The sequence below is a fragment of the Stenotrophomonas panacihumi genome (assembly GCF_001431645.1).
Lineage (GTDB): Bacteria > Pseudomonadota > Gammaproteobacteria > Xanthomonadales > Xanthomonadaceae > Stenotrophomonas_A > Stenotrophomonas_A panacihumi.
In genome coordinates this window covers 47211-73927 of sequence record NZ_LLXU01000055.1, presented here as the reverse complement: position 1 = coordinate 73927, position 26717 = coordinate 47211, and the positions used below count along the sequence as shown (strand labels likewise).

21 protein-coding genes are annotated in these 26717 nt (G+C 67.9%); 4 read left to right on the top strand and 17 right to left on the bottom strand.

Going from position 1 to position 26717, the window contains the following annotated elements; genetic code table 11:
* Positions 1-5 precede the first annotated feature (5 nt).
* Positions 6-3179: a multidrug efflux RND transporter permease subunit gene (locus tag ARC20_RS04370; protein ID WP_057644895.1), complete on the top strand. Its 3174-nt coding sequence runs from the start codon at positions 6-8 to the stop codon at positions 3177-3179.
* An 81-nt stretch (positions 3180-3260) separates the two neighbouring features.
* On the opposite strand, the gene ARC20_RS04365 is transcribed toward ARC20_RS04370, so the two are convergent.
* The 3 genes from ARC20_RS04365 to ARC20_RS04355 form a co-directional block, all read right to left on the bottom strand.
* Positions 3261-4253, bottom strand: coding sequence for a hypothetical protein (locus tag ARC20_RS04365; RefSeq protein WP_057644893.1), 993 nt, complete (start codon positions 4251-4253; stop codon positions 3261-3263).
* Between the two features lie 35 nt (positions 4254-4288).
* Positions 4289-4873, bottom strand: coding sequence for a hypothetical protein (locus tag ARC20_RS04360; protein ID WP_057644891.1), 585 nt, complete (start codon positions 4871-4873; stop codon positions 4289-4291).
* Positions 4874-4968: 95 nt separating this feature from the next.
* Positions 4969-5580: a hypothetical protein gene (locus tag ARC20_RS04355; protein ID WP_057644888.1), complete on the bottom strand. Its 612-nt coding sequence runs from the start codon at positions 5578-5580 to the stop codon at positions 4969-4971.
* 255 nt (positions 5581-5835) lie between these two features.
* On the opposite strand from ARC20_RS04355, the gene ARC20_RS04350 reads away from it, so the two are divergent.
* Positions 5836-6939 (top strand): hypothetical protein, encoded by a 1104-nt coding sequence (locus ARC20_RS04350; protein WP_057644885.1) that lies wholly within the window; start codon positions 5836-5838, stop codon positions 6937-6939.
* Positions 6940-7117: 178 nt separating this feature from the next.
* On the opposite strand, the gene ARC20_RS18175 is transcribed toward ARC20_RS04350, so the two are convergent.
* The 9 genes from ARC20_RS18175 to ARC20_RS04310 form a co-directional block, all read right to left on the bottom strand.
* On the bottom strand, positions 7118-7624 hold the full coding sequence (locus tag ARC20_RS18175) for a hypothetical protein (protein WP_146165824.1): 507 nt from the start codon (positions 7622-7624) through the stop codon (positions 7118-7120).
* The gene (locus tag ARC20_RS04345) at positions 7621-8367 is read right to left on the bottom strand and encodes an SEL1-like repeat protein (protein WP_146165823.1); all 747 of its coding nucleotides are present in this window, start codon (positions 8365-8367) and stop codon (positions 7621-7623) included. The genes ARC20_RS18175 and ARC20_RS04345 overlap by 4 nt, the downstream gene beginning before the upstream one ends.
* A gap of 323 nt (positions 8368-8690) precedes the next feature.
* Positions 8691-9665 carry a protein translocase subunit SecF gene (gene secF / locus ARC20_RS04340; protein WP_057644879.1) on the bottom strand — a complete coding sequence of 325 codons (975 nt, stop codon included), beginning with the start codon at positions 9663-9665 and terminating at the stop codon, positions 8691-8693.
* A gap of 18 nt (positions 9666-9683) precedes the next feature.
* A complete protein-coding gene (gene secD / locus ARC20_RS04335) occupies positions 9684-11537 on the bottom strand; it encodes a protein translocase subunit SecD (protein ID WP_057644876.1) in 1854 nt (617 codons plus the stop codon).
* Positions 11538-11592: 55 nt separating this feature from the next.
* Positions 11593-11940, bottom strand: coding sequence for a preprotein translocase subunit YajC (gene yajC / locus ARC20_RS04330; RefSeq protein ID WP_057644875.1), 348 nt, complete (start codon positions 11938-11940; stop codon positions 11593-11595).
* Positions 11941-12076: 136 nt separating this feature from the next.
* Complete coding sequence (gene tgt / locus ARC20_RS04325) at positions 12077-13222, bottom strand: tRNA guanosine(34) transglycosylase Tgt (RefSeq protein WP_057644872.1); 1146 nt, start codon at positions 13220-13222, stop codon at positions 12077-12079.
* Positions 13223-13258: 36 nt separating this feature from the next.
* On the bottom strand, positions 13259-14299 hold the full coding sequence (queA, locus tag ARC20_RS04320; protein ID WP_057644869.1) for a tRNA preQ1(34) S-adenosylmethionine ribosyltransferase-isomerase QueA: 1041 nt from the start codon (positions 14297-14299) through the stop codon (positions 13259-13261).
* 67 nt (positions 14300-14366) lie between these two features.
* Positions 14367-14750 carry a hypothetical protein gene (locus ARC20_RS04315; protein ID WP_146165822.1) on the bottom strand — a complete coding sequence of 128 codons (384 nt, stop codon included), beginning with the start codon at positions 14748-14750 and terminating at the stop codon, positions 14367-14369.
* Positions 14751-14827: 77 nt separating this feature from the next.
* Complete coding sequence (locus ARC20_RS04310; protein ID WP_057644862.1) at positions 14828-15259, bottom strand: Lrp/AsnC family transcriptional regulator; 432 nt, start codon at positions 15257-15259, stop codon at positions 14828-14830.
* Positions 15260-15383: 124 nt separating this feature from the next.
* On the opposite strand from ARC20_RS04310, the gene ARC20_RS04305 reads away from it, so the two are divergent.
* On the top strand, positions 15384-16880 hold the full coding sequence (locus ARC20_RS04305; protein WP_057644859.1) for an aminotransferase class III-fold pyridoxal phosphate-dependent enzyme: 1497 nt from the start codon (positions 15384-15386) through the stop codon (positions 16878-16880).
* A gap of 6 nt (positions 16881-16886) precedes the next feature.
* Here ARC20_RS04305 and ARC20_RS04300 read toward each other — a convergent pair whose 3' ends face one another.
* Genes ARC20_RS04300 through ARC20_RS04285 form a run of 4 tightly spaced genes read right to left on the bottom strand, consistent with a single transcriptional unit; the run spans position 16887 to position 22562 of the window.
* A complete protein-coding gene (locus ARC20_RS04300; protein WP_057644856.1) occupies positions 16887-17546 on the bottom strand; it encodes an inorganic diphosphatase in 660 nt (219 codons plus the stop codon).
* Positions 17543-18913 carry a purple acid phosphatase family protein gene (locus tag ARC20_RS04295; protein WP_161809466.1) on the bottom strand — a complete coding sequence of 457 codons (1371 nt, stop codon included), beginning with the start codon at positions 18911-18913 and terminating at the stop codon, positions 17543-17545. The genes ARC20_RS04300 and ARC20_RS04295 overlap by 4 nt, the downstream gene beginning before the upstream one ends.
* Entirely contained in the window at positions 18910-20055 is a 1146-nt protein-coding gene (locus tag ARC20_RS04290) for a phytase (RefSeq protein WP_237642499.1), read from the bottom strand. The genes ARC20_RS04295 and ARC20_RS04290 overlap by 4 nt, the downstream gene beginning before the upstream one ends.
* Positions 20055-22562, bottom strand: coding sequence for a TonB-dependent receptor (locus ARC20_RS04285; RefSeq protein ID WP_057644849.1), 2508 nt, complete (start codon positions 22560-22562; stop codon positions 20055-20057). The genes ARC20_RS04290 and ARC20_RS04285 overlap by 1 nt, the downstream gene beginning before the upstream one ends.
* A 201-nt stretch (positions 22563-22763) precedes the next feature.
* Here ARC20_RS04285 and upp point away from each other — a divergent pair, with 201 nt between their 5' ends.
* A complete protein-coding gene (upp, locus tag ARC20_RS04280; protein WP_057644846.1) occupies positions 22764-23393 on the top strand; it encodes a uracil phosphoribosyltransferase in 630 nt (209 codons plus the stop codon).
* A gap of 77 nt (positions 23394-23470) precedes the next feature.
* Here the strand turns inward: upp and ARC20_RS04275 are convergent, their stop codons facing one another.
* On the bottom strand, positions 23471-26503 hold the full coding sequence (locus ARC20_RS04275; protein WP_057644844.1) for a sensor histidine kinase: 3033 nt from the start codon (positions 26501-26503) through the stop codon (positions 23471-23473).
* Positions 26504-26717: the final 214 nt, after the last annotated feature.

Below are 26717 nucleotides of genomic sequence, written 5' to 3'. Positions count from 1 at the left end.
CGGCCATGCCCAAATTTTTCATTGAACATCCGGTATTCGCCTGGGTGGTGGCGATCCTGATCTCGCTCAGCGGCGTGATCGCGATCCTCAACCTCGGCGTCGAGTCCTATCCCTCCATCGCCCCGCCGCAGGTCACGGTCAGCGCGACCTACCCCGGCGCCAGCGCCGACACGGCGGAGAAGGCGGTCACCCAGGTCATCGAGCAGCAGCTGACCGGTATCGACCACCTGCTGTACTTCAACTCGTCCTCGGCCGCCAACGGCCGCGTGTCCATCACCCTGACCTTCGAGACCGGCACCAACCCGGACATCGCGCAGGTGCAGGTGCAGAACAAGGTGTCGCTGGCGACCCCGCGCCTGCCCACCGAGGTGACCCAGCAGGGCGTGGTGGTGGCCAAGGCCAACGCCGGCTTCCTGATGGTGGTGGCGCTGCGCTCGGACAACCCGGCGGTGGACCGTGACGCGCTGAACGACATCGTCGGCTCGCGCGTGCTCGACCAGATCTCGCGCGTGCCGGGCGTCGGCAGCACCCAGCAGTTCGGTGCCGAGTACGCGATGAACATCTGGCTCAACCCCGAGCGCCTGCAGGGTTACCACCTGTCGGCCAGCCAGGTGTACAGCGCGATCTCCAACCAGAACGTGCAGTTCGCCGCCGGTGCGATCGGCGCCGACCCGGCGCCCGATGGCCAGGGCTTCACCGCGACCGTCTCGGCCGAAGGCCGCTTCAGCTCGCCGGAGGAGTTCGAGAACATCATCCTGCGCACCGACAGCAACGGCGCCACCGTGCGCCTGAAGGATGTCGGCCGGGTGGCGTTCGGCCCGTCGAACTATGGCTTCGATACCCAGTACAACGGCAAGCCCACCGGCGCGTTCGCCATCCAGCTGCTGCCCGGCGCCAACGCGCTGAGCGTGGCCGAGGCGGTGACCGCCAAGATGGACGAGCTGGCGCCGAGCTTCCCGCAGGGCGTGACCTGGTTCTCGCCGTACGACAGCACCGCGTTCGTGAAGATCTCCATCGAGGAGGTCGTGCACACGCTGGTGGAAGCGATCGTGCTGGTGTTCCTGGTGATGCTGCTGTTCCTGCAGAACTTCCGCGCCACGGTCATCCCGACCCTGGTGATCCCGGTGGCGCTGCTGGGCACGTTCCTGGGCATGTGGATGATCGGCTTCACGATCAACCAGCTGACGCTGTTCGCGATGGTGCTGGCGATCGGCATCGTGGTGGACGACGCGATCGTGGTGATCGAGAACGTCGAGCGCATCATGACCGACGAGCACCTGGCGCCGAAGGCGGCCACGACCAAGGCGATGACCCAGATCACCGGCGCGGTGGTGGCGATCACGGTCGTGCTGGCGGCGGTGTTCATCCCCTCGGCGATGCAGCCGGGCGCGGCGGGCGCGATCTACAAGCAGTTCGCGATCACCATCGCCATGTCGATGGCGTTCTCGGCGTTCCTGGCGCTGAGCTTCACCCCGGCGCTGTGCGCGGCGTTCCTCAAGTCGACCCACGACCAGAAGAAGAACTGGGTGTTCCGCACCTTCGACAAGTACTACGACAAGGTCGCACACCGCTACGTCGGGCTGGTCGGCCACACCCTCAAGCGCGCCCCGCGCTGGATGGTGCTGTTCGTGGTGCTGGTGGCGCTGTGCGGTTTCCTGTTCACCCGCATGCCGGGCAGCTTCCTGCCGGAAGAGGACCAGGGCTTCGCGCTGGCCATCGTGCAGCTGCCGCCGGGCGCGACCAAGACCCGTACCAACGAGGTCTTCTCGCAGATGCGCGGCGTGCTGGAGAAGCAGGACGCGGTGGAAGGCATGCTGCAGGTGGCCGGCTTCAGCTTCCTGGGTTCGGGCGAGAACGTGGGCATGGGCTTCATCCGCCTCAAGCCCTGGGATGACCGCGACGTCACCGCCACCGACCTGATCCAGCAGCTCAACGGCGCCTTCTACGGCATCAAGGGCGCGCAGATCTTCGTGGTCAACCTGCCCACGGTGAACGGCCTGGGCCAGTTCGGCGGCTTCGACATGTGGCTGCAGGACCGTGCCGGCGGCGGTCAGGAAGCGCTGACCAACGCGCGCAACATCCTGCTCGGCAAGGCGGCGCAGCGTTCGGACACGCTGGTGGGCGTGCGCCCGAACGGCCTGGAGAACGCCCCGCAGCTGCAGCTGCACGTCAACCGCGTGCAGGCGCAGACGATGGGCCTGTCGGTGACCGACATCTACAGCGCCATCCAGCTGATGCTGGCGCCGGTGTACGTCAACGACTTCTTCTACGAAGGCCGCATCAAGCGCGTGAACGTGCGCGCCGACGACCAGTTCCGCACCGGTCCGGAGTCGCTGCGCAGCTTCTACACGCCCAGCGCCACCGCCACCGATGCCGACGGCCAGCCGGCGATGATCCCGCTGAGCAACGTGGTGAAGTCGGAGTGGACCTACGCCTCGCCGGCGTTGAACCGCTACAACGGCTATTCGGCGGTGAACATCGTCGGCAACGCCGCCCCGGGCAAGGCCTCGGGCCAGGCGATGACGGCGATGGAGGAGATCGTGCAGAACGACCTGCCGGCCGGCTTCGGCTATGACTGGTCGGGCATGTCGTACCAGGAAATCATCGCCGGCAACGCGGCTACCCTGCTGCTGGTGCTGTCGGTGGTGGTGGTGTTCCTCTGCCTGGCGGCACTGTACGAGAGCTGGTCGATCCCGGTGGCGGTGCTGCTGGTGGTGCCGATCGGCGTGCTCGGCGCGATCTCGCTGTCGCTGCTGCGTGGCCTGCCGAACGACCTGTACTTCAAGATCGGCATGATCACGGTGATCGGCCTGGCGGCGAAGAACGCGATCCTGATCGTGGAGTTCGCGGTCGAGCAGCGCGCGGCGGGCAAGACGCTGCGCGAGGCGGCGATCGAGGCGGCGCACCTGCGCTTCCGCCCGATCCTGATGACCTCCTTCGCCTTCATCCTGGGCGTGCTGCCGATGGCGATCTCCACGGGTGCCGGCGCCAACGCCCGCCACTCGATCGGCACCGGCGTGATCGGCGGCATGCTGTTCGCCACGATCCTCGGCGTGGTGTTCATCCCGCTGTTCTTCGTGGTGGTGCGTCGCATGCTCGGTGACAAGCTGGACGAGCAGTCCAAGGAGTTCATCGAGGCCCAGAACGACGCGGCGTCGAACGTGCGACCGGATCGCTGATCACCGGTTCGCGTGGATGGAACGAAAAAGCCCCGGCTTCGGCCGGGGCTTTTTTCATGCCTGTCGTGTCCGTGGCCGGGATCAGCCGTTGGACCCGCAATCGGCCTGGGTCATCGTGACCTGCACCTGTTCGGCGGCGCAGGCCATGGCGCCGATGCGGATGTTGTCGCCCAGGCCCTGGCAACTGCCACCGACGTAGTTGGCCTGGCTGAAGCGCACGCCCGCGCCGCTCGGCGTACCGGGGCAGCGCGCCTCGAAACTCACCCGGCAGCCGGTCTTGGTGGGGCGCGAGGTCTGCAGGTAGAGCACGTCCTTGCCGCCCCCGATGCAGGTAGCCGCGCGACCACTGAAGCCCGCGCGAAGGCCCTGCTCTGCCTGGCGCAATCCCTGCACCCGCTCTGCCTGCGCCTTGCGCTCGCGTTCGGCGGACGCCTTCTCGGACGCTAGGCGCTGCTGCTCGGCCTGTTGCCTTGCCTGCGCATCGGCACGTTCCCGGGCCTGGCGCTCGGCCGTCGCCTGCTGCTGTTGCGTCAGCAGGCGCTGGCGCTCGGCGGCCGCGTTCTCACGCAACTCGCGCTCGCGCGCCTGCTGGGCTGCCGTATCGGCCACGCGGGCCTGGGCGGCCACCTGCTGCTGGGCGATCTGCTGTTGCCGCTGGCGCGCCTCCAGCTCCTGCTGCCGGCGCTGTCGTTCACGCTCGCGATCCGCGACTTCGGCCTGGGCACGGATCTGCGCCAGGCGCGCATTGGCCGCCGCCTGTTCGGCGTTCTTCTTGGCCATCTCGTCCTGGAACACGCCCATGCCATGCGCCAGGATTTCCGCGAAGCCGGGGGTGGGCTGTTGCACTGGCTCGGGCTCTTCCTCCCATGCAGCCTCCTGATCGTCCAGCGCGGCCTGTTGCTGCCGCAATGCCTGCTGCTGGCGCCATGCTTCGGTTTGTCGTGCGGCCGCTTCGCTGCTGTCGGCCTTGCTGCGATCCACCGACTTTCGGAGCTTGGCCGCGTCCACCGTGTTCAACTGGCGCGGCGCATCCTGCGCGGCCAAGGTGCCGCACAACAGCAGCGCCAGCAGCACGGGACGTGCGTGGGGGTGACGGGGTGGCCGCATGGTTAGAAGCCCGTCGAGACGGAGGTATCGCAGCTGGCTTGCAGGAACTTCATGGCGTACTCGATGCGGTCGACCATGCCGGAATCGGACGCTCCGATCACCAGGGCATCGGCCGTCTTTTCGCCGGGCCGCATGTAGCGGGCGACGATGTATTCGGTGCGATCGGTGCCCGACTCGTCATACGAGTAGACGACCCGGGCGATGCTGGCCTTGCCCCAATGGATGTAGCGCGGCATCGGGAAAGCGGTGATGGGGGCCGAGTACCCCACGCCCGGCGCGGTAATGCTCCAGCGGATGCCTTGTGCCCAGACGCCTGGCGCGCGGGAGTCGATCTCCAGCAGGCGCGTCACGCAGGGGTCTGGGTTGCCCGCTTCGTTGAGGCTATCCATGGATTTGAGCCAGGCATTGAGCATGCCGGGCGCACCGTTGAAGTTGGACTGCCCCAGGACGGCATAGCGGGGAAAGATGCCGGCCTGGCCGCCGCCCTGCGTGATACCGATGAGGAAGGTCTGGGCGCCCTGGGCGGTTTGCTTGGCCTGCGCGCAGGCATCGCCGCTGGCGAGCAGCAGGAGGGCGGAAAGGAGCACGAGAGGTCGAGTCGGAGTCATCGGATCTGGGAAGTGAGGGGAAGATGGCGCCGGCGGTCGTGTGGCGCCGCCGGCGATGGCGTCGACTGTGTGAGTCAGTCGCCGGTGTGGCCGCTGATGCGTACGAGTGGCGCGAAGTACGCGTGGACTTGTGCGAAATCCTCATCCACGTAGCGTTCGGATACCGCCGGCACGTAGCCGACCGGTGCGCGGAAGCCAGCGGTGTTGGAGCCCTTGCCTGTCTTCTTGACGGTGTAGGTGACGGTGCGTTTGTCGGAGGAGATCGCGGGTGCCTTGGCGAAATCGTTATCGACCAATGTCAAGCCAGCGTCGAACCAGGTATCGGGCGGCGCTCCTACCCTCATCGGGCATTTGTGCTTCTTTCCAGCGGTACTGGCGCACTTCTTGACGCTGTACACCTCACATCGCGCGCCGGCATAGACGTGCCGGCGTTCCGTCATGAAATCCTCGTAGACCCTCGCCACGCGCTCGTTATGGTTCTCCGCCGCCTGTGTCGGGCTCTGCGTGCGCGAATCCTCCTTCCACTGCGCCATCAGGGTGACGGCTCGGGCATCGAGTTGCGTCTTGCGGGGCTGCAGGTCGAACGCCGGCCTCACCGGCGCGTTGCCGTTGCACGACGGCAGTTCGTCAGCCACGGCGTGGCCGGCGAGCAGGCACAGCGCGAGCATGCTGCTTGTCTTGAACATGGGATGTCCTTCCTTAGATGGTTGAGAAACCCGTGGAGAAGGCATCGGTCGATGCCTCCCTACCCGCCCCCTGGCGGTACCCCACGTCAGGATCTCCCCGACCCCGGCGTGGGCAACCTTCCTGCCGATGGCCGCGGCATGACTGCCTGCCGCCATCGGTCTTTGATATATATCGAGACGTAACACGCAAAACACTTCCAAACGGTGCTTGACTACAGGGGGAAAGCCGTGACAGGGAATGTGCTTGAGGGTGTATTGGAATCGCTTTACGCCTCGGTGCTGGCACCGGAACGGCTGGGCGAGTTCTGCGAGCGGCTGGTCGGCGCCACTGGCAGCCATGTCGGCGCGATCATGGTGCAGGACATGCAGCGGCACGACGGTCGGCTGGACCTGGTCGTGGGGGCCGATCCACTGGAGGCGGCGCGTTACGAGCGCGAGTTCGCCGCCGACAACCTGTGGCTGCAGCGCGGCGCGGCGCAACTGGCCACGGGCGCCACGCTGGACAGCGACGACTTCGTCTCCCGCGCCGAGCTGCACCGCAGCCGCTACTACAACGAATACCTGCGCGACGGCGACGTGGAGCAGTCGATTGCCCTGTGCGCGCACTTCGACGGCCAGAACGTGGTCACCGCCACCGTCTGCCGTTCCGGGCGTTTGCAACCTTACACCGCCGAACACCTGGCCCTGCTGCGGCAGGTCACGCCGCACTGGGTCAACGCCTATGCCCTGCAGCGGCGGCTGGCACAGCTGGAACAGCGAGTCGATGCACTGGAGCACGCGTTGGAGCGCCTGCCCATGGCGATGCTCATGCTGGACGGGCACGGGCGAGTGATCCGCACCAACGCCGCGGCCGAACATCTGCTGATGGCGGGCCGATTGTTGCGCACGCAAGCCGGCCTGGGTGCACCCGGCCCCGATGCCGCCCCTTTCAAGGCGCTCGTGCGGGATGCCGCCATCGGCATCGACACCGCCGATGGCCGCCTTCGTCGGCAAGGCCAAGGCGTACTGCGCAACGCCCGCCACCAGGTAGACCTGGTGGTGGCGATCCATCCCCTGTCCCCCTCGCATGCCATCCACGCCGAAGCCGCGGTGATGTTCGTGCAACCGTTGGGCGCCACGAGCATGGGTGGTCTGGCGGATCTGCTGCGCCGTGCCTTCGACCTGACCGCTGCGGAGGCCGCGCTGGCCACCGCGCTATACCGACATGCCGACCTCGGCCACGCCGCCCAGGCCTGCGGCATCACGCCCGCGACCGCCAAGACACGCCTGCAATCGATCTTCGCCAAGACAGGGGAACACGGCCAAACCGCCTTGATGCGGCTGCTGGCGGCATTGGCACCGGTCAGCGAGGCACGTTGACCAATTTTTGACCAATGCAGGCGGAAGGCTTGCGCCAGCTACGCCGCAAGCACTTGTCCACAGCTTTATCGGCACGCCATCCACATGCGCTGTGGATGACGTGATCGAGGGAGACGATCGCCAGGCAGCCAGCACGACGGAACGCATGCGCCCTGACATCGGACCGGCTTGCCAGCACTCAAGGTCTACTGGGTGTACCGACAACAACCCGTCCGCGTCCGTTCCATCCCGGCGGCGCGGGTATTGGCGGGGGGATGCCCTGGCCGCGCCACTGCTCTCGCGCCCACTCTTCAGCCAGCTCCCGAAGAATCGCGTTCCTCTCCTTGTCCACATCATCCTGTCGGGCGCGCTGCAAAACATGCTGCTGCACTTTTCGAGGATTGTTTCCCAACCATTGATTATTGGTTGTTCTCTCGTAATCAACACAGAAGTTGCGATTGCAGATGACGATCACGTCTCCTGCGCGGATCTGGTACTTCTCACCCAGTCCGATAAGTCCTCCGTAGTTGTGCCGCTTATGGAACTCGTGCAGCTTGCCCAGCGTAGCTGCATCTGGCTCAGGCTCCTGCAATAGGCACGATACGCAACGAACCGGTCCGAATTTCTGTCTACCGGGCTCGCTCCATGCGGCATATGTGGCACAGCCAGCGGCTAGTACCAGCGTCATCCACTGCCATTTCTTCATCGATCTTCTCCTGCCAGGTTCACGCAACATTCCTCATGAATTACCGCGGCTTGCCGCCTTGCGTCGGATCTCTGTTGAACTGAAAGTCCTTCTTCCAATCGATGGGCCAGCCCTTCGCTTCCCGGGGAGGGATCGACTTGCTGGACGACCCACCGGTAGGCCAGTGCCTTGACCGGATCGGCCGGCGTGAGGAATCCGCTCTCGTAGGCCTGCGACAAACTGGACAGCGCGCCGACATAGCCCTGCGCCGCGCCGTTGAAGAGGTAGTCCATCGCCTGCCGCTTGTAGGCGATCACCTGTTCCGGATGCCTGGCCCACTGAGCCGGCCCACCGATGACTTCTTCGATCGAAGCGGCGTAAATGAGGGCGGCCTCGGGAGAGCCCTGGACGGCTGACAATTTCAGCCAATGTCGTCGGTCCGACAGCGCCGGATCCATCAGCAGGCCTTCGCATTCCTCCAACTGGCGCGCCAACTGGGCGGTGTAGTCGGGCGCGAGGAGGTGGCGCGTCATTCGATAGGTCTCCACCACATCGGGCGATGCGGCGGAATCACACTCGGCGGCGATCAGGTAAAGCCGGTAGCTCGCCACGGCATCGCCTCGCCCAGCCGCCGGCACGAGGGCTTTCGCGAAGAGAGCTGCATCGCCCGGTGGGCGGCGCTCGCGTGGCCGCTCGATGCTGAAGGCCCTGCCGGCCAAGGGGCGTACGGTCCCCGGATCTATCAGGTGTTGGGCTGCCAGCACGGATGCATCGACGCGCCTGTACGAAGCGCGCGTGACCGTCGCCACCTGAGCCAGGGGGAGCCCAACCTGTCCCTCTGGCGCCTGCGAGGACGTCAGGTATCGCGAGGCAACAAAGCCTCCTGTCAGGATCAACACCCCGATTGCGGCTGCAACAGGTATCCATCGCGACCCTTGCCCTGTTTCCATGGCGGCGCACCTCCTTTGGGTGCACCAAGAGAATCACGCGCAGGCCCTCCCAGCCATGCGACAGATCCTCCAAAGGCATAAAAAGAAAAAGCCGCGCTTGCGCGCGGCTCTCTCCTGGAACGATGACGAAGGCGGGCTTACGGACGGCGCGCCAGCGCCTCCACGTCCTTGGCCTTCGGCAGCAGGTCCTGCTTGGTGACCTTGAACGGGCCGATCGACAGCATCGGCACCGCCACCACGATCGAGGACACCACCACGATCACCGCGCCGATCATGTGCGTCAGCGCCAGGCCTTCCATCGAGGTGCCGCCGTACAGGTACAGCGCCCAGGCCGAGAGGAAGAACATCACCGCGGTGATCACCGTACGCGAGAGCGTCTGGTTGATCGAACGGTTCAGCACTTCCAGCGGCTCCACGCGCAGGCCGCGGAAGTTCTCGCGGACACGGTCGAACACCACGATGATATCGTTGATCGCAAAGCCCATCACCGACAACAGGCCGGCCAGCACGGTCAGGTCGAACTCGCGGCCAGTGCCGTAAATGTAGGCGGCGGTGACGATCAGGTCGAAGAACGCGGTCAGGCTGGCCACCACCGCGAACTTCCACTCGAAGCGGAACGCGATGTAGATCAGGAAGCCCACCAGCATGAACAGCGTGGCGTAGATGCCGTCACGCACCAGGTCCGCGCCGACCTGCGGGCCGACGAACTCGGTACGCAGCACGGTGGCGGGGTTCTCGGTGGTGTTGATCGCCTTGAGCACCTGCGCCGAGACCGTCTTGTCGCCCTCGGCGTTGCTGTTCTCGCCATGCGGCTGCAGGCGGATCATCAACTCGTTGCCGCCGCCGAAGCCCTGCACCTGGGCGTTCTCGAAGCCGGCCGCGGCCAGCTTCTCGCGCACCTGGTCGACATTGGCCGGCTGGTCGAAACGGGTTTCGACCACGGTGCCGCCGGTGAACTCCAGCGCGTAGGCCTCCTTCTGGAAGCCCTTCAGGCCGATGACCACCAGCGAGGCGACGAACACGGCCAGCATCAGCCACAGCACGGCATGACGCCAGCGCATGAAGTCGATCTTGGTGTCGTTCGGGATGATGTGAAGCGGGAAAATTTTCATCGATTCTTTCTCACCCGGTCAGATGGCCACGGACTTGATCTTCTTGCGGTAGCCGTAGATCAGCTGGGCAAGCGCGCGGGAGACGGTAATCGCGGTGAACATCGAGGCGAAGATGCCGATGATCATGGTCAGGGCGAAGCCCTTCAGCGGGCCGGTGCCAAAGGCATACAGCGCCACGCCCACGATCAGGCCGGTCAGGTTGGCGTCGAGGATGGTGCCACCGGCCTTCTCGTAGCCGGCCGCGATCGACGCCTTCGGGGGCACGCCGTGGCGAAGTTCTTCGCGGATACGCTCGTTGATCAGCACGTTGGCGTCGACCGACAGGCCCACCGACAGCGCCAGGCCGGCGAAGCCGGGCAGCGTCATCGTGGCGCCGAACATCGACATCACCGCCACCACGATCAGCAGGTTCAGCAGCAGCGCCACCGAGGTGATCACGCCGAACATGCGGTAGTAGATGGTGAAGAACGCCAGGGTGAACACGAAGGCGTAGAGCACCGCGGTGATGCCGCGCTCGACGTTCTCCGCGCCCAGGCTCGGGCCGATGATGCGTTCCTCGACGAAGTCCATCGGCGCGGCCAGCGAACCGGCGCGCAGCAGCTTGGCCAGGTTCTCGGCCTCGCTCTTCTCCAGGCCGGTGGTCTGGAAGTTCTTGCCGAACACGCCCGCGATGCGGGTCGGCGCCAGCGCCTCTTCCTTGACCTTGACGCTGCGCACTTCCTGGCCGTCCACCATGGTGACGGTCGGGATGCGTTCGATGTAGACCACCGACATCAGCTTGCCGACGTTGGCGCTGGTGAAGTCGAACATGCGCTGGCCGGCGGCGTTGTTGAGCGTGATGCTCACCGCGGGCATGCCGTTCTGGTCGGTCGAGACGCTGGCGTTGACCATCTGGTCACCGGAGGCAAGCACGCGCTTGTTCAACAGCACCGGCTGGCCGCTGCCACGCACGGTGTACAGCTTGGCGTCCGGCGGCACGCGGCCGGTGCGCTGCGCGTCCTGCGCGTCGCCATCGACCACGGAGCGGAACTCCAGCGTGGCGGTGGCGCCGATCAGGCGCTTGGCTTCGGCGGTGTCCTGCACGCCCGGCAGCTGGACCACGATGCGGTCCTCGCCCTGGCGCTGGATGATCGGCTCGGCCACGCCCAGTTCGTTGACGCGGTTGCGCAGCGTGGTGATGTTCTGCTCCAGCGCGCTGCCGGCGATCTGCGCCAGTTCCTGCTGCGGGATCGTCACCGTCACGCGGTTGCCGCTGACGTCGTAGCTCAGGGTCGGCTGCGTCTTGGCCAGCGCGACGCGCGCCCGGTCGGCCGCATCGGCACCGGCCGACGGGCTGAGGGTGGCGACGATGCTGTTGTCCGGGCGACGCTCCACCGACTGGTAGGCGATGCGGTTGTCGCGCAGGGTGACGCGGATGTCTTCGGCGTAGGCGTCCACGCGCTTTTCCAGCGCCGCCTTCTGGTCCACCTGCAGCACGAAGTGCACGCCGCCCTGCAGGTCCAGGCCCAGCACCATCGGCTTGCCGCCGAGGCGGGCCAGCCAGTTCGGCACGGTCGAGGCCAGGTTGAGCGCGACGGTGTAGTTCTCGCCCAGGCTGGTGCGCAGGGCGTTGTTCGCCTTGCTCTGTGCTTCCAGGTTGGGCAGGCGCACCATCATGCTGTTGCCTTCGACGGCCACCGACTTGGCGGTGACGCCAGCCTGGGCCAGCTGCGCCTGCACCTTGTTGCGCAGGGCGTCGTCGAGCGCGCCGTCGCGGTTGGCGGTGATCTGCACCGCCGGATCCTTCTGGTACGCGTTGGGCAGTGCGTAGAGCACGCCGATCGCGATCACGGCCAGGATCAGGAAATATTTCCAGCGAGGAAATTCAAGCATTGCATAACCCCGCGCGGCGCCTCCCCGGCGCCACGCATCAGGAGAAAGGAACGGATCAGGCGGACTTCAGCGTGCCCTTCGGCAGCACGTTGCCGACGGCGCCCTTCTGCACGCGCACGCGCACGTTGTCGGCCACTTCGATGGTGATGAAGTTCTCGCCGACCTCGGACACCACGCCGGCGATGCCGCCGGAGGTGATCACTTCGTCGCCGCGGCTCAGCTTGTCCAGCATGGCGCGGTGTTCCTTCTGCCGCTTCATCTGCGGGCGGATCATCAGGAAATACATCACCACCAGCAGGCCGATCATCGGCAGGAAGGTCAGCAGCGGGCTGCCGCCGCTGGCCGGCGCGCCACCGGTGGTCTGCGCCTGGGCGGCGGGAATGAGGAAATCGAGCAGGTTCATCTTTGCGTCCTAGGTTGGGCGCGGCGCCGGCACTCCGGCCCCGCGTTCAATTCAAAGCGCCCGTCCGGGCGCAGAGCCCCCGATTATGCCATGGGGGCGACGGCCCGCACGCCGCGGCGCGGCGGGCCGGGAAAGGTCAACCGCCCTGCCCCGGCAGCGCCGGCGCCTGGGCACCGCGTGCGGCATAGAAGGACTGCCTGAATGCGGCAAAGGTTCCCGCCGCGATGGCCGCGCGCATGTCGGCCATCAACTTCTCGTAGTACCAGAGGTTGTGCAGGGTGCCGAGCATGGGCGCCAGCATCTCGTTGCAGCGGTCCAGGTGGCGCAGGTAGGCGCGGGTGAAGCCGCCGGCGCAGGCCGGGCAGCCGCAGCCCGGCTCGATCGGGTCCTGGTCGCGCTCGTACTTCGCGTTGCGGATGCGCACGGTGCCGAAGGCGGTGAAGTAATGGCCGTTGCGGGCGTTGCGGGTGGGCATCACGCAGTCGAACATGTCCACGCCGCGCGCCACGCCTTCCACCAGGTCCTCCGGGCGGCCCACGCCCATCAGGTAGCGCGGGCGGTCGGCCGGCAGCAGCGGGTGCAGGTGTTCGAGCATCGCGTTGCGCTCGTGCTCCGGCTCGCCCACCGCCAGCCCGCCAATGGCGTAGCCGTCGAAGCCGATCTGCTGCAGGCCGTCGAGCGAGCGGCTGCGCAGCCCCGGGTGCACGCCGCCCTGGACGATGCCGAACAGCGCCGCGTCATTGCCGAGCGCATCGTGGGCGTCGCGCGAGCGCCGTGCCCAGCGCAGGCTCAGTTCCATCGAGCGCCGCGCCACGTCCTCGGTGGCCGGGTACGGGGTGCACTCGTCGAAGATCATCACCACGTCCGAATCGAGCACCTTCTGGATCTTCATGCTCTCCTCCGGGCCGAGGAACACGCGCGCGCCGTCGGTCGGCGAGGCGAAGGTCACGCCCTGTTCGGTGATCTTGCGGCGGTGCGCCAGCGAGAACACCTGGAAGCCGCCGGAGTCGGTGAGGATCGGCCCGTTCCAGCGGGTGAAGCCGTGCAGGCCGCCGTGGTCGGCGATCACGTCCAGGCCCGGCCGCAGGTACAGGTGGAAGGTGTTGCCGAGGATGATCTCCGCGCCCAGCTCGCGGATCTGGTGCGGCAGCACGCCCTTGACCGAGCCATAGGTGCCCACCGGCATGAACGCCGGGGTTTCCACCGTGCCGCGCGGGAAGGTGAGGCGGCCGCGGCGCGCGTGGCCGTCGGTGGTCTGGAGCTGGAACTGGAGTCGGGACATGAAGACCTGGGAAATGCGTCGAATTCTGGAAGGGGCTCAGGCGGTGGGCGCGTCGGCCGACCACAGCAGCATGGCGTCGCCATAGCTGAAGAAGCGGTACTGCCCGGCGATGGCGTGGTGGTACGCCTCGAAGATGCGCTCGCGGCCGGCGAAGGCCGAGACCATCATCAGCAGCGTGCTCTCGGGCAGGTGGAAGTTGGTGACCATCGCATCGACGCTGCGGATGCGGTAGCCGGGCAGGATGAAGATCTGCGTCTCGCCGGCGAACGGCTGCAGCTCGCCGTCGCGCATGGCGCTTTCCAGCGAGCGCACGACGGTGGTGCCCACCGCGATCACCCGCCCGCCGGCCGCGCGCGTGCGCCGCACCTGCTCCACCAGCTCGGCGCCGACGTTGAGCCACTCGCGGTGCATGACGTGGTCGGACAGCGACTCCACCCGCACCGGCTGGAAGGTGCCCGCGCCGACATGCAGCGTGACATGGCCGAATTCCACCCCGCGCTCGCGCAGGCGCGCCAGCAGTGGTTCGTCGAAATGCAGGCCGGCGGTCGGCGCGGCGACGGCGCCGGTCTCCCGGGCGAACACGGTCTGGTACCGCTCGCGGTCATCGAGGCCCGGCTCGCGGCGGATGTACGGCGGCAGCGGCAGGCGGCCGGCGTGCAGCAGCCACTGCTCCAGCGGCTCGGGCACCTCGAAGCGCAGCAGGTAGAACTCGCCATCGCGGCCCAGCACCTCGGCCTCGCCGCCGGCATCGAGCGCGATGCGCCCGCCGGCCTTGGGCGACTTGCTCGCGCCGATCTGCGCACGCGCCTGCTGCGCGCCGAGCAGGCGTTCGATGAGGATTTCCACCCGCCCGCCGCTGGCCTTCTGGCCGAACAGCCGCGCCGGGATCACCCGCGTGTCGTTGAACACCAGCAGGTCGCCGGGCTGCAGCAGCTCGGGCAGGTCGCGCACATGGCGGTCCTGCAACGCGGCCGGGGCCGGCGGCACGATCATCAGCCGGCTAGCCGAACGCTCGGCCAGCGGGGCCTGGGCGATCAGGGCCTCGGGCAGTTCGTAGTGGAAGTCCGACTTCTTCAAGGACACGGGGGCATGGCGGGGAAAGGACCGCCCATTGTACCGGCCCTGCCCGTCCCCGCCGCCGGGGCTACTCGGTGTGTTCCTTCACGGTGATGCCCTGCGCGGAATTGCCGGCGATGACGATGTCCAGCTTCGGATGGCTGCCCTTGCGCTTGACCAGCACGTCCTCGCCATCGTCGATCTCGACGTGGTAGCCCTTGCCCAGCGCGGTCTTGAGGGCATCGCGGATCAGCCGCGCGACGTGGTTCTCGTGCAGGTCCTTGGCCACCGGGATATCGACCTGCCGTGCGGCGCCGCCTTCCGGCGTGATGCTCAGCTGGATGGTCCCGGCGCTGGAGGCATGGCCATCCACCTTCAACCGCCACTTGTTGGAGAACGCCGCCTGCGCGGCAAAGGCCAGCAGCACGCCGGCCACCAGCAGTACGCCCCGAACCCACCCCGTGTGCTTCATGTCGCGCGCTCCGTTGGGATACGGCGCGATCATCACCCGCCGCCCGGCGGCATGCATCGGGAAAACTACTGGTCGGCTCAGCGCTCGAACTTGGTCGCCAGCACGATGGCCGAGGTGGTGCGCTCCACGCCATCCAGCGCGCCGATGCGGTCGGTAAGCACGTCGATGCCGCCCACCGTGGTGGCCACGCCGAAGGCCACCAGGTCGTAGGGGCCGCTGACCGAATGCAGTTCGCGCACCTCGGGGATGGCCTGCAGCGCCTTCACCACCTGGGCCATCTGCTTGGGCAGCACGGTGATCATGATGTGGGCGCGGATATAGGCACGGTCGACCTCGTCGTGCACGCGCACGGTGTAGCCGCCGATCACCCCCTGCCGCTCCAGTTTCTCGATCCGGCTCTGCACCGTGGTGCGCGACACCCCGAGCCGCCGCGCGATCTGCGCGGTGGAGGCGCGGGCGTCCTCGCGGAGGACCGCCAGCAGGGCTTCGTCGGCCTCGGTGAGCTTCATAATGCCGAAACCTCTCGTCGATTCGCCATATACAATGGCGATTATGCACGATCCACAGCTGCCAACCGACGAGGGCCAGCAGTTACCTTTACGGTCATACCGCCCATTTCGACGGAGACCCGCCATGTTCCAGACCGCCCCGCTCGCGCCGCTGCGCGCCCACGCCGGCCGCCGCCTGACCGAAGGCCTGGACGATGCCACCGTCGAACGCCTGGCGGGCTCCCACCCTGCCCTGGCCGAGGCCATCGCGGCCGCCGCGGCCGAATACGCCCGCCAGAAGCACGAGTTCGCCGACCTGCTGGAGCTGGACGAACAGGCCCAGGTCGAGGCCGTGCAAGGGGGCTTCATCAACTTCTACGCGCACGATGCGGTGACCCCGTACATCGCCCTGGCCGCCCGCGGCCCATGGGTGGTCACGCTCAAGGGCGCGGTGCTGTACGACGCCGGCGGCTACGGCATGCTCGGCTTCGGCCACACCCCGGCGGCGGTGCTCGATGCGATGGCCCGCCCGCAGGCGATGGCCAACATCATGACCCCCAGCCTGGCGCAGCGCCGCTTCGACCTGGCGATGCGCGCGGAGATCGGCCAGCGCCGCGAGCGCTGCCCCTTCAGCCATTTCATGTGCCTCAACTCCGGCTCCGAAGCGGTGGGCCTGGCCGCGCGCATCGTGGACATCAATGCCAAGCTGCAGACCGACCCGGGCGCGCGCCATGCCGGCGCGACGATCAAGCGCGTGGTGGTCAAGGGCAGCTTCCACGGCCGCACCGACCGCCCGGGCCTGTATTCGGATTCCAGCCGCCGTACCTACGTGCAGCACCTGGCCAGCTACCGCGGCGAGGACTCGGTCATCGCCATCGCCCCGTATGACGAACAGGCGCTGCGCCGCGTGTTTGGCGAGGCCGCGCAGAACGGCTGGTTCATCGAGGCGGTGTTCCTGGAGCCGGTGATGGGCGAAGGCGACCCCGGCCGCGCCCTGCCGCCGGCGTTCTATGCCGCCGCGCGCGAGCTGACGCGCGACCACGGCAGCCTGCTGCTGGTCGATTCGATCCAGGCCGGCCTGCGCGCGCACGGCGTGCTCTCGGTCACCGATTACCCGGGCTTCGAGACCTTGGACGCGCCGGACATGGAGACCTACTCCAAGGCCCTCAACGCCGCCCAGTACCCGCTGTCGGTGGTGGCGCTGACGCCGTCCACCGCGCAGGTCTACCGCAAGGGCTGCTACGGCAACACCATGACCAGCAACCCGCGGGCGCTGGACGTGGCCTGCGCCACCCTCTCCATGCTCACGCCCGCGGTGCGCGCCAACATCCGCGAGCGCGGCGCGCAGGCGCTGCAGAAGCTGGAAAAGCTGCGCGGCGAGCTGGGCGGGATGATCACCAAGGTGCAGGGCACGGGCCTGCTGTTCTCCTGCGAGCTGGCGCCGGAATTCAAGTGCTACGGCACCGGCTCCACCGAGGAATGGCTGCGCCGGCATGGCGTGAACGTCATCCACGGCGGCGAGAACTCGCTGCGCTTCACCCCGCACTTCGCCATGGATGCCGAGGAACTGGACCTGCTGGTCGAGATGGTCGGCAAGGCGCTGCGCGAAGGGCCGCGGCAGGCGCAGGCCGCCGCGGCGTAACGCGGGTTATCGGGCGGAAGCCGGCTTTTCCGGCTTCCGCTGGGTGAAGCGCTGCAGCGATTCCTCGATCAGCTTGCGTGCCTCGGCCGCATTCCCCCAGCCATTGAGCTGCACCGGGTTGCGGCCGCTCGGCAGGTCCTTGTAGACACGGAAGAACGCCTCGATGCGCTGGCGTTCGATCTCCGGCAGGTCCGACAGGTCACGAATGCCCGCATACGTCGGGTCCACCTTGTCGGTCGGCACGCCGATGACCTTCTCGTCGTGCTCCCCTCCGTCGATCATCTTCAGGTAGCCGATCGGCCGGAAGCGGATCAGCACGCCCGGATGCAGCGGCTCGCGCGTGAGCACCAGCGCGTCGAGCGGGTCGCCGTCACCGGCCAGCGTGCGTGGCATCGAGCCGTAGTTGGCCGGGTAAGCGACCGGCATCGACTGGAAGCGGTCCACGTAGACCAGACCCTGCTCGTTGATCTCGTACTTGGTGAAGCTGCCGGCGGAAATCTCCACCGCCAGCACCACTTCGTCCGGCGCCTGCTTCGGCTGGTCGGCATAGAACGGATGCCGCACGGACGGGTCGGCCTGGGCGATCGCCGCGGCCGTCAACAACGCCAGCAGCGGGATCAGGGAAAGGCGTGCCTTCATCGGGATGCTCCTCGGGTGTCGTGTCATTCCCAGCAACGTGCTTCGCGGCCCTTCGGGCTGGCCGCGCGTGGGCAGTCGCGCGGGGCGATGCGGCCCTGCTCGATCTCCACCAGACGCTTGTTGCCCGATGCATCGCGGCGCAGTTCGAAGGCGTCGTACAGCCGGCCGGTGGCGGTGCGCGATTCGTAGCCGATGTGCTGCGGGTCGATACGCAGCACCTGGTACAGCTGGGTGTCTTCGCCGACCGGGCGCATCGTGCGTCGCGCCATGTCCGAAAGCCGGTACTGCTTCGGCCCGGCCACCGAGACGATGAACACGGGCGTGGCCGCCCCGCCCTCGTCGCCGCGGCGGCCGTACGTGTGGTCATGGCCTTGCAGCACCAAGTCCACGCGATGCTTGCGCAGCACCGGCAGCAGGGTCTCGACCAGTTCGACGTTGTCGCGATCCGCGCGCGGCGAGTAGAACGGCTGGTGGATCAGCACGATCGACCACGGATGCGGGTTGTCGCCCAGCACCTTGTCCAGCCACTTCGCCTGCACCTGCGCGGTGCCCAGGTCCAGCGCCGAGGTGCCGTCCACGACGGCCACGCGCACGTCCTGGTAATCGAACCAGTAGGTGGTCTTGGCGGTTTCCGCCGGGCCGTTGGCCGGCAGCGCGAAGGTCACCGGCCAGTGGCCGCCGAGCACGCGACGTTCCCGCGGGGTGTCCTCGAATTCCTCGAAGTACTCGTGGTTGCCCGGCGCCGGCGCCACGGCCGTGCCTTCGAGCAGCCAGCGGCCGGCTTCGAACCACTCGCCCCACTCGCTGTCGTCCACGCCGTCGCCGCCACTGACCAGGTCACCGGCGAACACGGCCAGCCGCGCGTCCGGCGCGCTGCGCCAGGCCTGGCGGATCACCCGCGAGACCAGGCTGAGGTTCTTGTTCTGGGTGTCGCCGAAGTACAGCATCGTCAGCGGCTGCCCGGCAGGCGCGGCGGTGCGGAAATGATTCCACGCGCTCCACGTGTCCTTGCCCTGCACGCGGTAGGCGTACAGCGTGTCCGGCTGCAGGCCGTCGATATCGGCGCGGTGGTGCAGCGACGTGCCGTTCTCGCTGCGCAGCTCCTGCGTGCGCGCATTGACCACGCGCGGCTTGCCCACGTCGGGCGAGTCGCCGGCCACGACGATCTGCAGCTGCGGCGCGCGCACGGTGGCGTCGGTGCGCCACGCGACGGCGAAGCCGTGGGCGGCGTCCTGCGCCGGCGAAGCGACGATGCGGTCCGGGAAGCCGGTGGCCGCGTAGTGATGGCTGCCGGCCGGCACCTGCGTATTGGGCTCGGCGGCTGCCCGCGCCGCCGGGGCGTGGAGCGCGAGCAGGCACAGCGCGATCCCGCCCAGGCGATGGAGCGCACTCACTTCGCGCACTCTTTCAGGCGCAGCGCCTTGGCGATGTCGCGCCAGTCGAACGCGGCGACCGCCTGGTCGTCATGCAGCGCGTAGAACACGCCCTGCGGAAAACGCGCGTCGCCGCTGGGGTCCAGCCACACGCCGTCGGTATTGGCGGTGATGCGGCCGCTGAAGGCGCCGACGTGCGCCAGGCTGCGGCGGTCGAACACATGGAACAGGCTGCGGTCCTTGAACTGGTCCGTGGCGATCCAGTAGCCGCTGCCATCGGCGCACTGCATCAGCGTCATGCCCTCGGCCTGCGCCTGGAACTGCCTGGCACCGATGTTGCGGCCCTTGTAGCGTCCATCCAGCCCGTACTCGCGCAGCTGGGTGCCAACCGCGGTGTCTTCCTCGGCGATCATCAGCCGGTCGTTGGCGACGTCGCCATACACCGATTCGGCGATGCGCACCGCGCCCTGCTCGCCCGTATCGCCGAAGCTGCCGGTGGCTTTTCCCTGCCACTGGCCGCCTTCGCGCGCGAAGCGGAAGCGCTTGAAGCGCTGGCCCAGCTCGGCCAGCGGCGGCGGCACGTCCTTGTTCGCCGGCGACATGTAGTTGTCGCTGACGATCACCTCGTAGCCCCGGTCCAGCGGACGCACCCACAGGCCGTACGGCTCGCGCAGCACCTCGCTGCCGAACACCGCCAGCGGCTCGAAGGCCGGCAGCGAGAACACCTGCACGCGGCGGTTGTCGCGTTCGACCACGAACGCCAGGTCGTCCACCACCGAGATGCCGTTCGGACGATCAAGCTGGCCGAGGGCGGTGCCCTTGCCGCCCACGCCGCGCAGGCGCACGCCGCTGTCGCCATCGAACACCACCAGCTGGTGGCTGCCCTTGGCCGTGGTAATGATCCAGCGGCGCCCGTCCGGCGCGCGCCAGGCGGCCGGCGAATCGAGGTTGTCCGCCGGCGCGGCCGGAGTCAGGAACGTCTCGCTGATCACCACATGCGGCACGTGCGCCTTGGACAGCAGGGGCTCCCCCCCCTGCTCGTCCGGCTCACGGTCCGCCTTCACCGACGACGGCGCCGCCGTCGGGTTGGAGGCACAGGCGGACAACAGGCCCGCCAGTGCCAGCATCGCGCCTGCGGCGCGGATCGGGTGGCCCCGCCCCATTACAGGGCCACCTTCAGGCCGAGGGCGTACGTGCGACCGTACTCCTCGTTCTGCAGCGTGCGCGAACGCACGCCCTGGTACAGCTCCAGCGGCTCGTCGAGCAGGTTCTGCGCTTCGAAGTACACGCTCACTGCGTCGGTGAACTGGTAGCTCATGCTGAAGTCCAGCTGCGTGTTCGGCGCGACGTAGATGTCGTACGCCTTGCTGTCGCCGATGGTATCCAGGTACGAACTGCGGTAAACGGTCGCCACGCGGGCGCTGAAACCGTACTTCTCGTAGCCCACGTGCGCGCTGTAAAGGTTCTTGGAGGCGCGCGGCAGGGTGAAGTCATCGCCTTCACGCTCGGCCAGGCCCGGGTCGAAATCCGTGTCCAGGTAGGTCGCGCTGACGCCGACCAGCAGGCCGTCCCAGCCTTCCGGCAGGAAGCTCAGCTGCTGCTGCCAGTTGAACTCGGCGCCGTACACCTTGGCCTTGTCGCCGTTGATGACGCGGGTGACGTCGTAATCCGGGTATTCCGGGTCATCGTTGCTAAAGGTCTGCACGATGTAGTCGTCGATCGACTTGTTGAACAGGCCCAGCGAGACGATGCCGCTGTCGCCCAGGTACTTCTCCACCGAGATGTCCAGGTTGGTGGACTTGTACGGATCCAGCTCGGGGTTGCCGACGTCCACTTCCTCGTCGTCGTTGTTGATGGTCAGGCGCGGGGCGATGTCGCCGAACGACGGGCGCGAGATGGTCTTGGTCGCGGCGAAACGCAGCACCCAGTCGTCGCCGGCGTCATAGCGCAGGTGCAGGCCCGGCAGCACGCTGGTGTAGCTGCTGCTGGCGCGGGTCGGGGTGACGGTGTAGCTGCGGCCGCCGTCGGCCACGTCGACGTTGTTGCCGGTGGCGTCGAACTGGGTGTTCTCCACGCGCACGCCGGCGATCACGCGCAGCGCATCGATGTCCCAGGTGCCCATGGCGTAGGCGGCCAGGACGTCTTCGCTGGCGGTGTAGTCTTCGGACAGGCGGGTCACGGCGTTGGCGCCGGCATCCTGCGGACGCGCGGTGTACTCGCTGCCGTTGGCGGCCCAGTAGCGGCGCATCTCCGAGGAGCTCAGGCTCTCGCCCAGCGTGCCGCCGCGGTGGTCCGGCGCCGACGTGGTCCACGGGCCGATGTCGATGTCCGGGCCGTTGCGCAGCTCTTCTTCGTCCGAGTTCACCATGCGGTCGCGCCAGCGGCCGAGCACGCCGAACTTGTAGCTGGAATTGTCGCCGTCGAAGCGCACGTTCACCTGCGCGCTGTGTTCCTTGTCGTCGACCTGCTTGGGCGAGAGCACGAAACGGTTGAACTCGAAATCGTCGTTGCTTTCCCAGCCGTTGTCGGAGAAGTCCAGGGTCGGGATGCGGTGGTTCTGGTTGATGAGCACCGAATCGATGTCGTCACCGGCGTACTCGAAGCGCGCTTCCTTCTCGTCGTTCACGCGCTCGCGGGTCTTGGTGTAGCCGACCTTGTAGTCCAGCGTCGCGGCGGTCAGGCGGTTCTCGCCGCCGAAGCTGGCAGCCAGGGTGTCCTCGCTCTTTGTGCGGTAGCGCACGCGCTTGGTGATGGCGTCGGCCGGCAGGTCGCTGATGGTGTAAGTGCCGTCGCCGTTGCTGGAGACGTCGCCATCGCCCAGGCCGAACACGGTGTTCTGCCGGGTCTCGGCGTCCTCGAACTTGCTGTACAGCGAGCGGAAGTAGTAGCGGTTGTCCGCGTCCGGGCGCCAGTCGAGGTTGAGGTTCGCACCAGTGCGCTTGCGCTCGATGTAATACTTGCGGCGCTGCACTTCGGTGGCGAACAGGTCGTCCGGGCGGTCTTCGTCGTACTCGTCGTACTCGACCTCGGTGTTGTCGGACTCGAACTCGCGGTCCTGGTAGTTCACGCCCACGGCGATGCCGAAGGTGTCGTTGAAGATATCGCTGTAGTTGAAGGCGGCCTTCGGGCTGGTCTTGCCGCTCAGTGCCTGGTGGCTGCCTTCGATGCTGCCGCGGAGGCTGCGGCCGTCGCGGTCGAACGCCGAGACCGACTCGACCTGGATCGCGCCGCCGATGGAATCGCCCGGCATGTCCGGGGTCGGCGACTTGATGACCTTCAGGCGCTCGGTGGAATCGGAGGGAATCACGTCCAGCGGCGCGGAGCGGCTGGAATCTTCCGGCGTGCCCATCGCGATGCCGTCGACGGTGACGCTGTTGAGGTTGGCGTCCAGGCCGCGGATGACCACGTAGCGGCCCTCGCCCTGGTCGCGGGTGACGCTCACGCCCGGCAGGCGCTGCAGCGACTCGGCGACGTTCTTGTCGGGGTAATCGCCCATGGCGTCGGACGACACGGCATCCAGGATCGCCTGGGCATCGCGCTTGAGTTCGACCGCGCGCGCCTGCGATTCGACCTGCGGACGCACCTCGATGCGGTCCAGGTCGGTCGCCGCGGGCGCGGCGCCCGCCGCGTCGGCGGCCATGGCCGGCACCGCGAACGTGGAGAGGGTCATGGAAATGGCAAGGAACAACGGCTTCCGATTCGTAGTCACTGTGCGCCCCGGGGGAGGTGTCAAGAATGGGTGTGCACGGTATTTCCACTTGGTTTCATCGGCATGACACCGGGGCGACTATTCGCCCAGCGCGTGACGCATCTGGCAGTGTCGGCGGCCTCTCCGGCACACTGTGCGCATCTCCGCCGTCATCGAACCGCCATGAAAATCGTCGAAGTCCGTCATCCGCTGGTCCGCCACAAGATCGGCCTGCTGCGCGATGCCGCGCTGAGCACCAAGGGCTTCCGCGAGCTGGTGACCGAGCTGGGCACCCTGCTGGCCTACGAGGCCACCGCCGACCTGGACACCGAATCGCACACGATGGAAGGCTGGGCCGGCCCGGTGCAGGTGCAGCGCATCGCCGGCGCGAAGATCACGCTGGTGCCGATCCTGCGCGCGGGCCTGGGCATGCTGCCCGGCGTGCTGGCGCTGATTCCGGCCGCGCGCGTGAGCGTGGTGGGCCTGCAGCGCGATGAGGAGACGCTGCAGCCGGTGCCCTACTTCGAACGCCTGACCGGCCGGCTGGAAGAGCGCGATGCGCTGATCCTGGACCCGATGCTGGCCACCGGTGGCACGCTGATCGCCACCGTGGACATGCTCAAGCGCGCCGGCGCGCGGAAGATCAAGGGGATTTTCCTGGTCGCCGCGCCGGAGGGGCTGAAGGCGCTGGAGGCCGCGCATCCGGACGTGGAGGTATATACCGCGGCCATCGACGAGCGGCTCAACGAGAAGGGCTACATCCTGCCGGGGCTGGGGGATGCGGGGGACCGGATTTTCGGGACGCGGTTGTAGTAGCTGCAATTAATCCAAAGAATCGCATCCCGTCGGAGTGGGCATAGCTCGCTGAAGAGGCTGGGTCCATTGGCCACTCATCCTTGCACGCGCCGCACACCGCGCCACCGCGGCAGATACAGCCGCACGATCGTCCCCTGCCCCGGTCGCGACGCCACTGACAGCCTCGCCCCCAACCCGCGGGCCCGCTCGCGCATGCCGACCAGCCCCCAGTGGCCTTCCCGCTGGCCACTGGCCAGCAGTGCCGGGTCGATGCCGCAGCCGTCGTCGCGTACTTCCACTCGAACGCCAAGCCAGCCATACACCACGGACACCGTGATATTCCGCGCACCGGCATGCCGCGCCGCATTGGCCACCGCTTCGCGCACGATGCGATACACCTCGTCCAGTTCGGTGGCCTCCCAATGGATCGGCTTGCCGCGCGCATTGAACGCGTAGGCGATTTCCTGCGGCAGCGCCAACTTGTTCGGCAGTTCACCCAGCGTCGCCGCGAGGTCCCGAGGCTCCGCTGCGTCCTGCCGCAGTTCGCGGATCCGGTCGCGGCCTTCCACCAACCCCGCGTTGGCCTCCATCACCACGCGCGACAAGCCAGCCTTGGCGGCTTCGTCCTCGCCGCGTTCGAGCCGCGCGCGCGCCGCTTCCACCATGAACGTCAGCGCCTGCATGGATTGCAGCAACGTATCGTGCAGGTCGCGCGCGATGCGCTCGCGCTCGACGATGCGCGCGCGATACACCCGCTGCAGCCCCGCGCGCGCGGCGGCCACGCGCCAACGTATCAGCATCCACACCAGCCCCAGCGCGAGCGCCAGGCAAACCAATGCGAACCACCCCGTCTGCCAGAAGGCCGGCGGCACCTTGAACACCAGCGTCGCCTCGTTTCCCGACCACGCCCCGCCGCCGTCGCCGGCCTGCAGGCGGAAACGGTAGCTGCCGGGCGCCACGCGGCTGTACAGCGCCTGGCGCTGCGCGCCGGCGTCGTGCCAATCGGTCTCCAGCCCCTCCAGCCGGTAACGGAAGCGCGCCTGTTCGGGTCGCCCGAGGAACGGCGCGGTGTAGTCGATCCGAAGATCACGACTGCCCACCGGCAAGGACAGCGCCGATGCAATCGGCATGTCCTTGCCGTCCACGTGCACGGCAAGCACGGCAGGCGCGACGGCGGGGCCCGGGTGGCTGTGCTGGAGAGCAGCGGGGTCGATCCAAAGCACGCCCCGGCTCGTCGCGAACCAGATCCGCCCCTGGTCATCGGCCACCGCCACGGGTGAAGCGCCGCTTTGCTCTGCTGTTCCGCGCAGGCCATCGAGTACGCCGAAGCGCTGGAATGCCACGCGGTAGTCGGGCTGCGCTCGCCAGCGGGCCATCTCGCTGGCGGGTACGCGGGTGACGCCGGGCCGCCCGATCAGCCACGCCTCGCCATCGGCGAGCATGACGATGCCCGCCGTGCGCTCGAATGCTTCGCCACCGCGTCCCAGCAAGCGCTGGAAATGTTCGCCGATGCGCGCGGCCACGCCCTGCACGCCGCCGATCCACAGCTCGTCCTTACAGGCCCGCAGTACCGCAATACGCCCGACCTGCGGCCCGTCTTCGTCGAAGTCGTGGTGGCCGCCCGCCTCGAACACGCGGATCGTCTGCCCGGCGTCGGACCAGAGGCGGCCCTGCGCGTCCTGCGCCAGCGCGCGCGGCGCGGTGCCCGCCTTCATGCCGTACCTGGCGTTCTGCGCTTCCCACTGCCCACGGTAGAACCGCAGCAGGCCGCCGTTGACCTTGCTCACCCACAGCCCGCCGTCGCGGTCGCTGGCCAACGTCACGATCCTTCCGCCGCCGGCCACCTCCGGCGGCAGCGGCACAGGCTGCAGCTTCGCGCCGTCACTGCGCCACAGGCCGCCATTCGCATCACCGACCCAGAACTGGCCCGTGCCGTCGCGATGGAGCGCGGTCACGCCGGCTTCCGCGCCGCCCACCTCCTGCACGCGCGCGCCGACAGGCGCGTCCGCCTCCGGGGTGACGCGCATCGGGCCCTTGTCCGCGTTCGCGGCCCATACCTGCCCCTGCCCATCCACGCCTACCGCGAACACCTGGTCGCGACGCGGCAACTGGATCGCCGCCAGCGCGTTGGCACGGAAGCGATCCAGCCCGTTGGCCGTGCCCACCCACAGGTTGCCCTCGCGGTCCTCGAACAGTGTCCACACCACGTCGGAGGTCAGGCCCTGTGCGATACCGAAGTATTCCGGCGCAGGTGCTGCGTGCGCATTGTCCGGCGCACGCAGCACGGCAGGGTTCCGCAACCGCGCCACGCCGTTCTCGTTGGCGAGCCACATCACGCCGTCGCGGTCGAAACGCAGGCCCGCGCCCTTGAACGCCGGGTCGAGCCAGCTGGCCGTGACCTCGGCGCGCCCGGGTAGCGGCACGGCCTTCGACAAGGGACGCGCGCCCCACTCGTCCACGGCCCACAACGTGCCATCCGGCGCCTGGTCGAAGAACGGATGGTCGATGGAGGGCGGCATGACCTCGAACGACGTCGCGCCGGGCGCCAGATGCGCGATATGGGCGATGCCGCCCTCCGAGTACGCCACCCACATGCCCTTGTCGCGATCGAAGAACAGGCGCTGCGGCATCCAGGACGGATCGAAGCCCATCTCCGGCACGGTCTTCCACGTATCCGTGGCCGGATCCAGGTACACGACCGCGGTCGCGGTGGCCGCCCACAGCCGCCCGCTGGCGTCGCGCCCAAAACCGATCACCGAACCCAGGGGCACGTCGTCGCGCTGGTAGGGATAGTTCGCCGGCTTCGGACCGCCCATGCGGCTCATGCCGCCGCTGACGTAGCCCACCCACACGCTGCCGTCCTCATCGACGAACAGGTTGAGGATGTCGTCATCGGCGATCGGCGTGCCGGCAATCGAGGTGGTGCGCTCGAAGCGCAGGCCATCGAAGCGATACAGGCCCTGTCGCGATCCCAGCCAGAGGAAGCCGTCCGGCGTCTGCGCGATCGACAGGATCTGCGCCGGCGCGCCCTGCTCGGGCGTCCAGCGGTCATGCCGCAGCTGCGACAGCGCGCGGTCCGGGGAGAGTGCGTATGCCGCCGCACACAGGCAGAGCAGGACGATGCCCATGCCCGCCCGTGCGACGCGACCGAGCGTGCGCGACCGGCATGACGGAACAACAGGGACCGAAGGGGCCATGGCGGCGACGCTGTCGGAGGGAGGAGCCCGGCGATCTCCCCCCGCCGGGATGGACGGCGCGAGTATGGCGCAGCGCCCGGCCCGCCGCACAGGGAGCGCGCACGGCTCCCCCAAATGGAGGAGGGGCGCGCAACCGTTCCCTGCG